The following is a 13,399-nucleotide window of genomic DNA, read 5'->3' as shown; positions in this document are numbered from 1 at the left end:
CTCGGCGCTACCGCCCCGTCGACCCTGTCGTTTGTCACTGTCGAGAAAAAACGGCACGCATGGGCAGCGACGGTCTCATCGAGCTCGATCAGGAGTGTTGGATTGCGTTCGCGAAGTACAATCTGTTGCTGGCAACGGCGTTCGGTATTCTCGCCGTGGGCGCCCGGACAATACTGGCGGACAACGTCTTGCTGATCGTCGAAAACGGAGCGCTCGCGCTGTTGTTCGGCGCCATCCAGACGTACGCCTGGCTCTCGTCCTGACGCGTTTCGGCTCCGGCGACCACTCAAAAATGACGAGCTACCGGGATCCGACGGCTCCCGTCGATTCAGTCGTCGCCGTTCATGTCGAGCGAGCGCTTCTCGCCGAGCTCCTCCTCCAAGCTCCCGCGCTCCCAGCTCCGGACCGCGTCGCCCTCGACCTCGGCGCGGAGCTTCTCCTCTAAGAGGTTCACGGCGACGCTGTTGGCCCCCTCCGGGATGATCACGTCGGCGTGCTTCTTCGACGGCTCGATGAACTGCTCGTGCATCGGCTTCACCGTCGAGAGGTACTGGTCGATGACGCCCTCCAGGTCGCGGCCGCGATCGATGACGTCCCGGCGGATCCGGCGCAGGATCCGGACGTCGGCGTCGGTCTCGACGAACAGCCGCAGGTCCATCATGTCGTTTATCTCCTCGTCGTACAACGCGAGGATCCCCTCCAGCACGATGACGTCGGTGGGTTCGACCGTCACGCGCTCCGCCTTCCGGTTGTGGATCTCGAAGTCGTACTGCGGCATCTGCACGGACTGGCCCTCCAGCAGCGCTTCGAGGTGCTCGCGGAGGAGCTCCCACTCGAACGCCGACGGGTGGTCGTAGTTGACGGACTGTCGCTCCTCGAAGTCGAGGTGCGAGAGGTCCTCGTAGTAGTTGTCCAACGGGATGCGGGTGACGCTGTCGCCGAGGTCGCGAGTGACGAGCCGGGAGACGGTCGTCTTCCCCGCGCCGGTCCCTCCCGCGATCCCGATCACGAACGAGGGAATGGTCATGTGCTGGCTCGAACGCCGGAGGGTTTGAACCCTCCTCTTCGGTTCGCGGCCACGAGCCGAGCGAGGCGTCAAGCGCGTCGCGAACTGGCGCCAGGTGCGTCGCGCTCCGGAGTCGAGCGCGTCGCGGCGACGGGACGAGGGAACCGTCGTTTTCAGTGCCGATCGGCTGGCTACGGTCGGAACGGATATAACGATACCGGGGGCAGCTTTTAGCCGTTTGCGTGGGATCCACGGTCCATGCGAACAGACACCACGGTTCGTGACGTGATGCATCGCGAGTTCCTCGGCGTGAGCGAGTCCGACGGCCTGACCGACGCGGCGGCGCTGATGGTCGAGGAGGAGACCGACTGCCTCGTCGTCGTTCGCGGCGACGAGCCAGTCGGACGGCTCGGCTCTCGGGACGCGCTCGGTGCGCTCCTCGACGCCGACGTCCAGAGCGAGGGAGACGCAGGCGGTCCCACGGTCGGGTCGGTGATGGGACCGCCCCTTCCGACGGTGACGCCGGACGACTCGCTCGCGGCAGTCGAGGAGCGCCTCGTCTCCGAGGGGGCCGACCGCGTCGTGGCGGTCGAGGGCGGCGAGGCGGTCGGCGTCGCACCGCCGCGACGCGCTCGCCGGCGGGCGCACCGCGGACCGGCGACGGGGCTCGCGAGGCCGCAGTCGCCGACGAGTCGCTCCACGGAACGCGGCGCGGCGACGAGGGGATGCTCGGCTCGGACGGCGGCGTCGACTCGACGAGCGATGCCCCCGCGACGGACGCGTCGGGATCGGCGACGCAGGGCGTCTGCGAGAGCTGCGGGGCGCTCGTCCCGGACCTGGTGACCGCCAACGGGCAGGCCGTCTGTCCGGAGTGCCGCGAGGTGTGAGCCGTCCGACCGGCTCTCTTCCCGTCGTCCCGACCGGCGGCCGCGACCGGATCGCGTCGGTACCCTCATCCCGCGGCGCGCCGAACGAGCGAACGAATGTCAGACGACGAGCGCCCGACGGTCGCGCCGGCGACGGTCGACGACGTCGACGACGTCACCGACCTGTGGGTCGCGCTGGCGGAGGACCAGCGAAGCCACGGCTCCACGCTGCTCGCCGAGCCGAACCGCACAGCGGTGCGCGAGTGGGTCGCGCGTTCCGTCGTCACCGGTGAACTGCTCGTCGCTCGCGACGGCGACCTCGACGGCGCCCCGGTCGGCTTCGTCGGCTTCTCGATCGACCGCGAGGGCTACGAGCGCGACCGCGTCCGCGGAACGGTAAGCAACCTGTTCGTGGTCTCCGAACGCCGCGGCGAGGGTATCGGCGCCGACCTCCTCGACGCCGCCGAGCGCGCGCTGGCGGCGGCGGGCGCCGAAACGGTCGCGCTGGAGGCGCTCGCCGACAACGACCGGGCCCGCGCGTTTTACGACAGTCGCGGGTACGACCTCCACCGCGTCGAGCTGACGAAGTCGCTGGCGGAGCGGGTCGGCGACGAGTCCGACACCGGGGGGTCCGCGGGCGGAACCGAGTGACCGCGGACGAACGTCAGGCTCGCCGAAAGCGACACGCACTCATAGGAGGCCCGAGTACGCCAATCCGCGCCAGGGGAGCATGGGCGGTTCATGCACTCGACTTGTAATCGAGACTTCCGGGGTTCAAATCCCTGCCCTGGCTTGCTCGCTCTTCCGTAAACTGGTGTTACCAGAAAAATTAGTGCCTCTATTCGGGCAGAATCGGATATACAAACGAACCGCCCCGCTTTCGGCCAGAGGCCAGCGGAACTCGCGGAACATGGCGTAATAGAATTTCGGCCTGAGAGGCTCGACGCTATTATCGAGCGGCGTCTCAAGAAGATCTGGTGAGAACGCTCTTTTTCACCTGCGGCGCAGAGAGCCTCCACGCCCGCGACGGCTCCGACCGTATCTGGTGTGGCCGCTGTGACTGGAAAGCCACGTCCACCCGCCTGACGATCATTCTACGATTCGGAACTCATCCTCGGTGAGCTCCTCAACGCCTTCATTCTCCACGCTAACACACCGCTAAACATAACCCGGGCGGCCCTCCTCTCACCGTGTTACACGACACTTCACGACCAACTCAGCGAGTTCGAAACGCGTTCTGTCGGGGATTTCCGACTGTCTGGGAAATGCGCTCCCAGACAGTCGATGGGCCAACACAGGTCAAAGAAACACACCAGGTGTGTGCCGGATTTGAATACAAAGACCAGCCGCGGTCGAGTCCATGCCGCGGCGGGTCGTCAGAGGGCGGACGCACCCGCTGGACAGAGGATCAGGGAGAGGACTGACGCTCGTCGCGGCAGGCCGCGACGTGCTTCGGGTGGTGTCAGCTCAGGAGGGAAGCGACCACGAGGGCGATCTCGGGCCAGTTATTGAGGAGGTCGACGACTTCTCTCAACTGCTGGGAGAGGTCCGGACCGACGGACTGCCGGCCTCCCGAGGCATGGAGCATGAAGTCTGCGCCAACGCCGTCGCGCCCGATCACTTCGTGACCGGGCGGATCGACCGGCTGGTCGAGGAGTCGGTCGCGACGGGCGCGTGCGACACCCGCGAAGCGGCCCGCGAGGCATGGGGTGGGGCGTCACGTCGGGTCGGCCCGCGACACCGTGCCTGCTCTTGACACTTGTATCACGCCGTGTACACTGAAGACGTCGTGAACGGTGTAGCTCCCGAAACATGATACTGGCCCAACAAAAATCCGTAGACACCCTCATCTGACGGGGAGACCGTGGGGGACGGTCGGGTGGGGGCACCGACCGAACAGTCGCTCGGTTCGTCCCGACCGGCGCCCGACCGAGCCCGAACCAGCGATCCGTCGATACCTGACAATGGCAACACCGTCAGATCACGACCACGAACACGACAACGATGGCACAGGCCGTTGGGACTTCCCGCCGCTCTACCCGTTCCCCGTTGAGGAACCGCCAGTTGGGGAAATCCCGGACGAGGGGCTCCCCGAGGATCCAACGGATCACGAGGCGTTCATGGACTGGGTCGAGAGCCAGTGTGACACGACGAACGATAAACAACCCGTGGAACAGTACGACGGGACGCTGGGCGTCTCGAAGTCGTTCGTCGGCAACCACGAGTCACCCGTCGGCCTCATCCAATGGAACGACGACCTCGACCAGCGGTATTCGGACCCCGGCAGGTTCGCGGGCGATCGTTGGTGCACCGGGACGCTGGTCGCCGACGATCTGTTTCTGACGGCGGGGCACTGTTTCGACTCCGCCCCGGGCGTGCCGATGAAAGGTGGCCAGCGGATCCGTCCCCACGAAATCGCGACGAACATGCACGTCGACTTCAATTACCAAGTCGACCCGTCGGGGAACCTCCGGCAGGAACAGCAGTTCGACATCGTCGAGCTCGTCGAACGCGACAGGGGCGGACTCGACTACGCAGTGGTCAGGCTCTCGGGGACGCCCGGCAACCGGTTCGGGTCGGCGACGCTTGCTACCTCGCCCGTCCAGCAGGGCGATTCCCTCTGCATTATCCAGCATCCAAGGGGTCGCCCGAAGAAGATCGAAGCCGGGACGGCGACGCACGTCCATACGAGTTCGACCTCGGGACAGCTTGGGGAGGACTACTTCGGGTACGGTGACATCGACACGCTCCGCGGCAGTTCCGGGTCGGGGGTCCTCCGGGAATCCGACGGCGCCATCGTCGGCGTCCACACCAACGGCGGCTGCCGCGCCGGACGCGGGGGTCACAACCACGGAGTGAAGATCGGTCCGATTCTCAACGAGTCGGACGTTCTTACCGCGTTCTCATTGAAGAACCCGATCGAGGGGAAGATTCCCCTCAGCGAAAAGAACCTCCCATCCGAGAAGATGAAATTCACCGACGAGGGGGTCGGCGGGAACAAATTCCTCAACGATCCGCCGGTAGGGACCGGCGGCCGAGGGACGGTCAAACACGTCGACGACCGAAAGGCGACCGGGCTGGACAAACCGCCCGGCGACCCCGCCGGCCAAGGTGGGGGTGTCGGTGGCGACGTTCCCGGGGCTGGTGGCGGTCTTGAGTACACCCCAACGCGACCGTACATCCCAGAAAAAAACAAGTTCACCGACGAACCGGGCGGTACGCTCCCATTCCGCGACACGCCGATCGGCGGCGGCGACGGCGGCACCTCCCCGTACATCGACCGTCGAAAGGCGACCGGGCTAGACAAGCAGTTCGACGACATGGGGCTGGGACAGATGCCGTTCAGCCCGATTCAGCAACAGGGGCAGAGGCAACCGCAGGGATACGGATACGGCTTCGGGCCCGCCGGAGGGAGCAAAGCCGGCGGCGGAGAGCGTCCGTTCGTCCTCCAGACGCCACATCACGTGGGCCGAGGTTCCGGCGCCGACCTGCAGGGGACGGGACAGGGCCAGGGTCAGGGTCCACCCCACGGCCACGGCGGGACCGACCGGACGGCTGGCGGCGGAGGTGGGGAGCTGCAGTCAACCTACGAACAGCTCCTGAGCGACATGCAGCAGTTTCTCCAGCAACAACAGACGCAACTGCAGGCCATCAACGACCAGTACCGTCAGTTGGCCGCCGAGTACCAGCAATTCCTCTCGCAGGGGTCCCAGCGGTGACGCCCGCTCGCAACCGCCCCGACCGACGGGTCGCGTCATCGGTCGGTGACGCCGGGCGGGCGCGGCGGAACGGCCCGGCCCCGACCGGAGACGATCGAGGAGTGCCAATCCGGAGGGCTCTCCCGTGATCCTGGTCGTCTCCGAGGCCGACGATGACCACGCGCGGGCGGTCCTGGACCGGCTCGAGCGCCGCGGCGTCGCCGCCAGGCTGCTGGACACGTCGGCGTTCCCGCAGCGACTGTCCCTGTCGATGACGTACGCCCGGACGGACGGGGACGGGACCGGGGCCGACGGCGATGACGAGCCGGCGCTGCACGCCCGACTGGGCGACCTCGAGTTGGCCGACTGTGGCGCGGTCTGGTGGCGCCGTCCCCAACCGTTCGACCTGTCGCCGGAACTCACTGGCAACGTCGACCGGTCGTTCGCCTACCGGGAGTGTCAGGCCGCGATCGGCGGCCTCTGGCGGACGCTCGACGCGGAATGGATGAACCACCCGACCCACGACGAGGAGGCCGCCCGCAAGCCCTACCAGCTACGGGTCGCCCAGCAGATCGGGTTCGAAATTCCCGAGACCTGCATCACCAACGACCCGGCCCGGGCTCAGGCGGTCGTCGACGCACACGGCGCCTCGAAGACCGTGTACAAGGCGTTCACCGGAACCGAAGCCGCCTGGCGGGAGACACGCGTCCTCCGGGACGGCGAGACCGATGTCATCGCCGCCGTGCGGCACGCGCCGGTCATCTTCCAGGAGTACGTCCCTGCGGGCGTCGACCTCCGGATCACGGTCGTTGACGGCGAGGTGTTTCCGGCGGAGATCCACTCTCAGGAGACGGCCTACCCCGTCGACTACCGCATGAACGTCGATCGGGCCCGGGTCGAACCCGCCGACCTGCCCGACGACATCCGCGACCGGCTCCGGGAGTACGTCGACCGGCTGGGGCTGGTGTACGGGGCGATCGACATGCGACGGCGACCGGACGGGCAGCACGTCTTCCTCGAGATCAACCCGTCGGGACAGTGGCTGTTCATGGAGGAGCGTACCGGTCAGCCCATCACCGAGACTGTCGCCCGGGTCCTCGCGGAGGCAGACGCGCAGACACCGCCCGCCCGCCACTGATGGAATCGACTTTTCGGGACCGGTCCGATCCGGTCCGGTCGGGGCCTGGCGACGAGGGAGCGCGCTCCGGATCAGAGCGTCCCTCGTCAGTGGCCCGCCCGGTGGAACGTCAGGCGCACACCTCCTCCGGGGCCAGCGGCGTCGCCTCCCGCAGGCAGGTCTCGAAGATGTCGATGGCCCACGCATAGACCGCTTCGTCGTCGGTGACCAGCGCACCTCTGAGCACGTTCCGGTCGTCGGTCAGATCGATCCTGACCGTGTCGTCGACGATCCAGACCGCGATCGGGACCTCCTCGCAGACGTACAAGTCAGCGTTCGCGTGGGCGAGCAGTTCGTTGACTCGTTGGGCCGTCGGGGGATGACTTCTGGCGGCGTCGACGACCGCCGGCGTAACGACGAGTTCCAGTCGCGTACCGTCAACGACGACATCCCGAAGGTTCTCGACGATCCGTGGGGCCGACGCACAGGTAACGGCTCGGATCCGTTCGCCGGCGCGGTGGAAGGCCGCGAGCTCCCGGAGCAGGACGGTCGCGTCGCTCCCGTCCACCAAGACGACCTCCGCGTTCCGCAGTCGCCGGACATCGAACGTCACGACCTCGCTTGAGAGCCACTGGAGCGGTTCCCGGAGACGGCGTTCGGCCTCGAAGTCGCCCACTATGTCTTTGAACCGTTCACAGACCCAGCAGCCGAGCGGCGTCGTCGTGTACTCCCGTTCCGACCGCTCGATCCAGCCTCGGCCTTCGAGTTCCCGGAGAATGCGTGCGACGGTCACGCGGGAGGCGTCGACCGACTCGACGAGTTCGCGACGGCCGCGGGGCGACTCCTGGAGCAACTCTAGGATCGCGACGCGGTTCGCGGAGTTGGCCAGATACGCGATCTCGTCGAGCGCCGCCTCCATGTGTAACTGTACCACGATTTTTCGTATAAATCTATGGACCTCACATAATCTAAATAATTACGCGTTCGTCGGCGGGAATCGTCGTGCACCCGGAGCACCGACCGTGACTCGTCGGCCTGTCGCTCCGTGGGATGTCCTCGGCGGTCCGGAGTCGATCGGGGGAACCGGCGACCGCGGACAGCGACGTGGACGTCGCGGCCGCCACGGTCGCTACGATCGTCGGCCGGGACGTGCCGCGCGATCCGATCCTCGCTCGGCGGGCCGAGTCGATGCGCCGATCGCTTCGCGGGACGGTGAAGCGAGCGATTCCGAGCTGGGCGCCCACCGTCCACTCGGGGCTGTTCGCCCGCGGGCGGATACAGGGGGATCGCACAGTTTCACCCGGACGAAGAGGAGCAGGCCGTCACCGAGCTGTTCGCGTCGGAAGCCGGAGCGGCGACGCGCCGGGGCGGCCCCCTGTACGTCGCCGCCGGCGACGAGGCGACCCTCTCGGCGCTGTGGGACGCGGTCAGCGACGACTCGCGGGGATAACTGGGTCCGTTTCTCGGAGAGTCACTTATATACGCCCCACACCGATCCGCGGTATGGACCGGACCGACACCGCGCTGCTCGGCGTCGCCGGGGTCGTCGCCGCTCTCGTCCTCGCCATCGTCTTCGCCGCGGGCGTCCTCTTCGGCCTCGACGAGTCCGTGACTCGGCCGATCCGGCTGCTCGCCGTCGAACCGTTCGCGTGGATCGTCGTCGCGGCGCTGCTCGTCGCGGTCGTCGGTCACGCGTACATCGACGGCTGACGACGCGGACGGGGGGCCGGGCCGTCGCTCCCGCGTCAGCGAACGACCGTCACGGGGACCGGCGAGTTCTGGAACACCGACTTCGCCACGTTGCCGACGAGGAGCCGGTCGGCGAGCGACCCGCTGTGCGTCCCGATCACGACCGCGTCGAAGTCGTCAGCGCGCTCGACGATCCGGCTCGCCGGCGACCCGACCTCGGACTCCACCTTCACCTCGACACCGTACTCCGTGGCGATCTTTCCCGCCCGTTCGAACACGTCCTCGGAGAGCTCTCGGACCCGCTCCTCGCTGTCGTCCGCGAGCGCGATTCCCGTCGCCGCACCCATCATCCCGGAGGGCTCGCCGACGACGTGTAACACCGTCACGTCGGCGTCCCGATGTACGTCGAGCGCGTAGCGGAGCGCCCGTTCGGCGAGCTCTGAGTCGTCCATGGCCACCAGTACGCGCTCTACCATGGTACACGTACACGCGCCACGGGGGTAAACGCTTGCGGGCTCGGACGACTCGACCGGCGTCGGGCCTTTGCTTACTCCCCGTCGTCGATCTCTCGGACCGCCCGCAGTAAAGCGTCGAGCGCGGCGTCGACCGCGGCGCGTTTCACGGCGTCGCGGTCCCCGTCGAGGGCGACGCGCTCGCTCCGGACGAACGACGCCTCGGTCCCCCACGGCGCTGCGTACGCGACGCCGACGTACACGAGCCCGACGGGCTTCTCCGCGGTGCCGCCGTCCGGTCCGGCGATTCCGGTGGTGGCGACCGCCCACGTCGTGTTGGCGTGATCGCGCGCGCCGGCCGCCATCTCCTCCGCGACCGCCGCGCTCACTGCCCCCTCGGCGTCGAGCGACTCGCGGGAGACGCCGAGCACCTCCCGCTTCGCGTCGTACGCGTAGGTGACGAACCCCCGGTCGAAGTAGGCGCTCGCGCCGGGGACGTCCGTCACGCGCGACCCGACCAGCCCGCCGGTCAGCGACTCCGCGACCGCGAGCGACTCGCCGCGGTCGGTCAGCAGTTCGCCGAGGACCTCCGCGGTCGACTCCGTCTCGTCCATGCCCTTCGTCTGACCCGCACGCCCGTGGGATTTACGCTCGGGGGGACGCAAGCGCTCCCATGACGGACTGGGACGAGCGATTTGCGTCCGGCGAGTATCCCCGGGAGCCGGAGCCGTCGCCCGTGTTGCGCTCGTACGAGCCCGCGATCTCCGACGGACGCGCGCTCGACGTCGCCGCGGGCACCGGCCGGAACGCGGTGTTCTTAGCCGACGCCGGATACGACGTCGACGCGCTCGACGCCTCTCGCGAGGGGCTACGCATCATCGGCGAGCGCGCCGCGGACCGGGGGATCGGCGACCGGATCGAACCGGTCCTGGGCGACGTCTCCACGTACGCCTTCCCGAGCGAGGCGTACGAGCTGATCACGATGAGCTTCTTCCACGTGCTCGACCGCTTCGCTGACCTCGCCGAGGCGCTCGTCCCCGGCGGCTACCTCTTCGTCGAGGGACACCTCCGGTCCGCGTCGCCGACGCCGTCCGGTCCGAGCGACGACCGGTACCGGTTCGCCGCCAACGAACTCCTGCGGGCGGGGCTCGGCCTGACAGTGCTGTACTACGACGAGACGACGGAGGAGCGCCCCGACGACCGACGCCGCGCGACGGCCCGCCTGCTCGCCCGCCGGTCGACCGGCGGGGCCGACAGTCGTATCCGCCGCGCCCGGCGGGGAGCCGCCGATGACTTGAGGGCGGATCGCAACGGGGAGTTCGCTCCGCGCGCTCGTGGCGTCATGCCGTCGGCGAGACCCTCTCGGGGTCCGACGACCCCGGGTTGCTGCGTCGAGCGCGGTGACGACCCCAAAAGGACCCGCGCGCGGCTCTCCGGGCTCGTCGCCGGCGACGACTCCGTCGCGGGCGTGGTCCCGCGGATCGACGCGTCGATCGCTCGGTCGGTCGCGGACGGGGTCGAGGGGACGGTGCGACTCGTCTTCACCGGACGCGCGAGCGATCGGTTCGACGGGCCCTCGGGCGCCGCCGTCCGTTCGATCCTCTCGGGCCACGGCGTCGAGGCGTACCGCCACGAGGGCGACTCGCCGGTCGGGGTCCTCCTCGTCGGCGACCGCGCCGTCGTCGGGCTGTTCGACGACGCCGGGCTCGCCGCGATCCTGTGGTCCGACGCGCCGCCAGTCCGCGAGTGGGCGGCCGCGACCTGTCGCCGGTTCCTCTCGGCCGCCGAGCCGGTGTGACGGCCCGCAGCGCGGCGTCGACGACCGCGTGCGCACGCGGCGCACCGCTTTTAAATACGCCCGGCGAAGCGACTCGTATGAAGGCAGCGCTCCTGCTCATCGTCGGTTTCCTGGGACTGGTTCAGACGCTCGCCCCGCGCCCCGTCGTGCGGGCGTGGACGAAGGCCGTCTACCGCGACGCGGGCGACGCGGAACCCCGAGAGTGGGCCTACGTCGCCGCGCGAGCCGAGGGAGCGGTGCTCGCGCTCGTCTCGATGGCGGGGCTGTACCGCCTCGCGACGGCCGAAGCCGACGACAGTGGGCCGATCCAGGCGCCCGACGAGCCGACGGACGAGTAGCTCGGGCGAGCCCCGCCGCGAGCGACCGCGACCGCGGTTTCCGCCGCTGGGCTCAGTCGTCGCTGGGCTCAGTCGTCGCTGGGCTCAGTCGTCGCTCGGGTCCACCGGTTCCTCTGGGAGTTCGGTCGACGTCTCGCCGTCGGTCGACGTGTCGGGAGCGGCCGCTTCGTCGGACGTCGCCTCCTCGTCGGCCAGATACGACCGGCCGCCGTCCGGACGCTCACCGGTTCTCAAGACGTGGCAGTCGCGGCACCGCGCCTCGTACGACTCCTCGGCGCCGACGAGGATGGTCGGGTCCTCGGTGTGGGCGGGCTCGCCCTCGATGAGCCGCTGGTTCCGTGAGGCGGGTTCGCCGCACACCGAGCAGATCGCCTGGAGCTTGTCGACGTACTCGGCGGTCGCCATGAGCTGCGGGAGCGGCTCGAACGGCTCGCCCCGGAACGTCTGGTCGGTGCCGGAGACGATCACGCGGGTGCCGGCGTCGGCGAGCCCGTTACACACCTCGACGAGCGCGTTCGAGAAGAAGTTCGCCTCGTCGACCGCGACGACCTCCGGGTACGGCTCGTCGTCAAGGATCGCCAGCGGCCCGTCGCCCTCGTTATCGACGACGGTCGCGTCCCACTGGCGACCCGTGTGACTGCCGATCGTCGTCTCCCCGTAGCGGTCGTCGACCGCGGGCTTGTACACCGCGACCGACTGCCCGGCGATCTCGGACCGGCGGAGGCGGCGCAACAGCTCCTCGGTCTTCCCCGAGAACATCGACCCCGAGATGACCTCGATCCACCCGGATCGAGTGATGGCGTGCATGAGCGATCGGGCTGGTGCCAGCGACTAAACCGTTTCTCTCCCGGCCCGTCGCAGGGGCGGAACGGCGGTCGGATCGCGGTCAGACGCCGCTCGCGAGCGCGACGACCATCGCGGCGGCGACGACGTACACCGCGGCCGAGACCGCCCAGTCGCGCCGGATCGTCGCGAGCCGCTGCCGGGGGATTCCCCGGGCGCGCGGGAGCGGGACGAGCGCGAAGAAGCCGATCATCAACGCGAGCATGACCGGCGACGCGACGGCGAGCGCGACCGGGGCGCCGACGCCGAGTCCGACCTGAACCGCGGAGACGAGACCGACGAAGAGGAGCCTCGAGCCGCCGCCGGCGACGTAGTGGACCCACGTGGCCAGCCGCTCCGGGGCCCGGTCGACCGACGTGTTTGTGAGCACGCTCGCGGCGACCCTGGGAGCCGTCGTCCCCTCCGGGAGCCGAGGCATCACGCGGTCCATCGCGAGCGTCGCGAGCAGTCCGACGACCGGCCCGAGTGCGAGGCCGGCGAGCAGCGAGAACGTGGCCATCGCCGATCGGTACGGCCGCGACCGGCTTCAGTCTCCCGACGGGTCGATCTCCTCGCCGCCGATCACGACCCGCGAGACGTCCGCGGCGCCCGCCCGCCGGACGATCGCCCGGACGAGGTCGCGCGCGCCGGCGAGGTTGTCGGAGTCGCCGTCGAGGGCGAGCAGGTCCGCGTCGGCGCCGGGCTCGACGACTCCCCGGTTTAGCCCCGCGATCTCGGCGCCGTTGACGGTCGCCATCCGCAGGACGTCGCGCGCGGGCAGGTCGGCCAGCTTGGCGGCGAACTCCATCTCGCGGAACATCGAGGGGGAGTCGAGCATCACGTTATCGGTGCCCAGCGCGACGGTCGTCCGCTCCGCGAGCTCGCGGACCGGCGGCACGCCGACGTTCGTCACGAGGTTCGAGCGCGGGCAGACGACGACCGGCGTGCCGCGGTCTTCGAGGCGTTCGAGATGAATCTGTTCGGCGTGGACCATGTGGACGAGGAAGTCCGGGTCGAGGTCCATCGCCGGGTTGACGTCGTCGGCGTCGCGCTCGCCCGCGTGGATCCCGAACAGCTTCCCCGCCTCGCGGGTCTCCCGCCGCACCGCGTCGAAGTCGGCGTCGCGGGCGCCGGAGGCGCCGTAGCCGTCGGCGACCGAGAGGACATCGGGGTCGTCGCGGCCGAACACGACGGGGTCGATCGCGCGCTCGCCGAAGGCGACGCCCTCGCCGGCGACCGCGTCCCGAAGCGCGGCCACGCCGTCGACGCCGCCCTCGCGGAACTCCAGGAAGGTGGCGGTGCCGGTCGACTCCATGTACCGGAGCGTCCGGGCCATCGCCGCCACCTTCTCCTCGCGGCTCGCCGACCGCAGGAGCCGGTGTTTGAGTCCGTCCGGCGGGGCGACGAGCTCGTCGAGCGAGAGCCCCTCGCCCGCCTCCTTGGCGATGGAGTCGCCGATGTGGGTGTGGGCGTTGACGAAGGCGGGGAGGATCACGTCGTCGCTCTCGACGGACGCCTCTTCGATGCGGACGATCTCGCCGCCGTCGACGACCACCCGTCCCTCGACGGGCTCGAAGGCCTCGCCGACGAGTATCGTCCCCTCCAGATGCATA

Annotated in this window: 14 protein-coding genes, 1 tRNA gene and 3 pseudogenes; 11 read left to right on the top strand and 7 right to left on the bottom strand. The window is 69.1% G+C overall.

All coding sequences use genetic code 11. The annotated features are described in order from the left end of the window. Positions 1–59 precede the first annotated feature (59 nt). Positions 60–263, top strand: coding sequence for a hypothetical protein (locus DJ82_RS12575; RefSeq protein ID WP_094522587.1), 204 nt, complete (start codon positions 60–62; stop codon positions 261–263). A gap of 65 nt (positions 264–328) precedes the next feature. On the opposite strand, the gene udk is transcribed toward DJ82_RS12575, so the two are convergent. Beyond that, on the bottom strand, positions 329–1,027 hold the full coding sequence (gene udk, locus DJ82_RS12570) for a uridine kinase (protein WP_094522585.1): 699 nt from the start codon (positions 1,025–1,027) through the stop codon (positions 329–331). 237 nt (positions 1,028–1,264) lie between these two features. Between udk and DJ82_RS12565 the strand changes: the two are divergent. The 6 genes and pseudogenes from DJ82_RS12565 (at position 1,265) to DJ82_RS12540 (ending at position 6,708) form a co-directional block, all read left to right on the top strand. After that, positions 1,265–1,893: pseudogene (locus DJ82_RS12565) on the top strand (cyclic nucleotide-binding/CBS domain-containing protein). Between the two features lie 96 nt (positions 1,894–1,989). Beyond that, positions 1,990–2,523 carry a GNAT family N-acetyltransferase gene (locus DJ82_RS12560; RefSeq protein WP_094581954.1) on the top strand — a complete coding sequence of 178 codons (534 nt, stop codon included), beginning with the start codon at positions 1,990–1,992 and terminating at the stop codon, positions 2,521–2,523. Between the two features lie 68 nt (positions 2,524–2,591). After that, positions 2,592–2,665 (top strand) — tRNA-Thr (locus DJ82_RS12555). A gap of 65 nt (positions 2,666–2,730) precedes the next feature. Beyond that, positions 2,731–3,463: pseudogene (locus tag DJ82_RS12550) on the top strand (IS1595 family transposase); the annotation flags it as partial. Between the two features lie 373 nt (positions 3,464–3,836). Then, positions 3,837–5,591: a serine protease gene (locus tag DJ82_RS12545; protein ID WP_094522579.1), complete on the top strand. Its 1,755-nt coding sequence runs from the start codon at positions 3,837–3,839 to the stop codon at positions 5,589–5,591. A gap of 124 nt (positions 5,592–5,715) precedes the next feature. Continuing rightward, positions 5,716–6,708, top strand: a complete 993-nt coding sequence (locus DJ82_RS12540) for an MvdC/MvdD family ATP grasp protein (protein WP_094581953.1) — start codon at positions 5,716–5,718, stop codon at positions 6,706–6,708. 109 nt (positions 6,709–6,817) lie between these two features. Here the strand turns inward: DJ82_RS12540 and DJ82_RS12535 are convergent, their stop codons facing one another. Beyond that, positions 6,818–7,606, bottom strand: coding sequence for a winged helix-turn-helix domain-containing protein (locus tag DJ82_RS12535; RefSeq protein ID WP_094581952.1), 789 nt, complete (start codon positions 7,604–7,606; stop codon positions 6,818–6,820). 584 nt (positions 7,607–8,190) lie between these two features. Here DJ82_RS12535 and DJ82_RS12525 point away from each other — a divergent pair. Continuing rightward, positions 8,191–8,397, top strand: coding sequence for a hypothetical protein (locus tag DJ82_RS12525; protein WP_094522573.1), 207 nt, complete (start codon positions 8,191–8,193; stop codon positions 8,395–8,397). Between the two features lie 35 nt (positions 8,398–8,432). Here DJ82_RS12525 and DJ82_RS12520 read toward each other — a convergent pair whose 3' ends face one another. After that, a complete protein-coding gene (locus tag DJ82_RS12520; RefSeq protein WP_094522571.1) occupies positions 8,433–8,852 on the bottom strand; it encodes a universal stress protein in 420 nt (139 codons plus the stop codon). A 71-nt stretch (positions 8,853–8,923) separates the two neighbouring features. Further along, complete coding sequence (locus DJ82_RS12515; RefSeq protein WP_094522569.1) at positions 8,924–9,442, bottom strand: CinA family protein; 519 nt, start codon at positions 9,440–9,442, stop codon at positions 8,924–8,926. 59 nt (positions 9,443–9,501) lie between these two features. Here DJ82_RS12515 and DJ82_RS12510 point away from each other — a divergent pair. The 3 genes and pseudogenes from DJ82_RS12510 (at position 9,502) to DJ82_RS12500 (ending at position 10,964) form a co-directional block, all read left to right on the top strand. Beyond that, positions 9,502–10,121 (top strand): annotated as a pseudogene (locus DJ82_RS12510) (class I SAM-dependent methyltransferase). Positions 10,122–10,170: 49 nt separating this feature from the next. Further along, the gene (locus DJ82_RS15400; RefSeq protein WP_394338199.1) at positions 10,171–10,626 is read left to right on the top strand and encodes a hypothetical protein; all 456 of its coding nucleotides are present in this window, start codon (positions 10,171–10,173) and stop codon (positions 10,624–10,626) included. A 77-nt stretch (positions 10,627–10,703) separates the two neighbouring features. Further along, complete coding sequence (locus DJ82_RS12500; protein WP_094581951.1) at positions 10,704–10,964, top strand: hypothetical protein; 261 nt, start codon at positions 10,704–10,706, stop codon at positions 10,962–10,964. A gap of 84 nt (positions 10,965–11,048) precedes the next feature. On the opposite strand, the gene DJ82_RS12495 is transcribed toward DJ82_RS12500, so the two are convergent. From DJ82_RS12495 to DJ82_RS12485, 3 genes are all read right to left on the bottom strand, one after another. Next, a complete protein-coding gene (locus DJ82_RS12495) occupies positions 11,049–11,771 on the bottom strand; it encodes a thymidine kinase (RefSeq protein WP_094522561.1) in 723 nt (240 codons plus the stop codon). Between the two features lie 79 nt (positions 11,772–11,850). Continuing rightward, the gene (locus DJ82_RS12490) at positions 11,851–12,306 is read right to left on the bottom strand and encodes a hypothetical protein (protein ID WP_094581950.1); all 456 of its coding nucleotides are present in this window, start codon (positions 12,304–12,306) and stop codon (positions 11,851–11,853) included. A 27-nt stretch (positions 12,307–12,333) separates the two neighbouring features. Continuing rightward, positions 12,334–13,398, bottom strand: coding sequence for an amidohydrolase family protein (locus DJ82_RS12485; protein ID WP_094527493.1), 1,065 nt, complete (start codon positions 13,396–13,398; stop codon positions 12,334–12,336). Position 13,399: the final 1 nt, after the last annotated feature.

Source organism: Halorubrum sp. Ib24 (genome assembly GCF_002252745.1).
GTDB lineage: Archaea > Halobacteriota > Halobacteria > Halobacteriales > Haloferacaceae > Halorubrum.
Note: the sequence above shows the minus strand (reverse complement) of the source record. Positions and strands in the feature narration are given on the sequence as shown.

Bases quoted from the DNA above. Each gene is read 5' to 3' on its own strand.
- DJ82_RS12575 (WP_094522587.1), top strand. From the start codon at position 60: ATGGGCAGCGACGGTCTCATCGAGCTCGATCAGGAGTGTTGGATTGCG.
- udk (WP_094522585.1), bottom strand. From the start codon at position 1,027: ATGACCATTCCCTCGTTCGTGATCGGGATCGCGGGAGGGACCGGCGCG.
- DJ82_RS12560 (WP_094581954.1), top strand. From the start codon at position 1,990: ATGTCAGACGACGAGCGCCCGACGGTCGCGCCGGCGACGGTCGACGAC.
- DJ82_RS12545 (WP_094522579.1), top strand. From the start codon at position 3,837: ATGGCAACACCGTCAGATCACGACCACGAACACGACAACGATGGCACA.
- DJ82_RS12535 (WP_094581952.1), bottom strand. From the start codon at position 7,606: ATGGAGGCGGCGCTCGACGAGATCGCGTATCTGGCCAACTCCGCGAAC.
- DJ82_RS12525 (WP_094522573.1), top strand. From the start codon at position 8,191: ATGGACCGGACCGACACCGCGCTGCTCGGCGTCGCCGGGGTCGTCGCC.
- DJ82_RS12520 (WP_094522571.1), bottom strand. From the start codon at position 8,852: ATGGTAGAGCGCGTACTGGTGGCCATGGACGACTCAGAGCTCGCCGAA.
- DJ82_RS12515 (WP_094522569.1), bottom strand. From the start codon at position 9,442: ATGGACGAGACGGAGTCGACCGCGGAGGTCCTCGGCGAACTGCTGACC.
- DJ82_RS15400 (WP_394338199.1), top strand. From the start codon at position 10,171: ATGCCGTCGGCGAGACCCTCTCGGGGTCCGACGACCCCGGGTTGCTGC.
- DJ82_RS12500 (WP_094581951.1), top strand. From the start codon at position 10,704: ATGAAGGCAGCGCTCCTGCTCATCGTCGGTTTCCTGGGACTGGTTCAG.
- DJ82_RS12495 (WP_094522561.1), bottom strand. From the start codon at position 11,771: ATGCACGCCATCACTCGATCCGGGTGGATCGAGGTCATCTCGGGGTCG.
- DJ82_RS12490 (WP_094581950.1), bottom strand. From the start codon at position 12,306: ATGGCCACGTTCTCGCTGCTCGCCGGCCTCGCACTCGGGCCGGTCGTC.
- DJ82_RS12485 (WP_094527493.1), bottom strand. From the start codon at position 13,398: ATGCATCTGGAGGGGACGATACTCGTCGGCGAGGCCTTCGAGCCCGTC.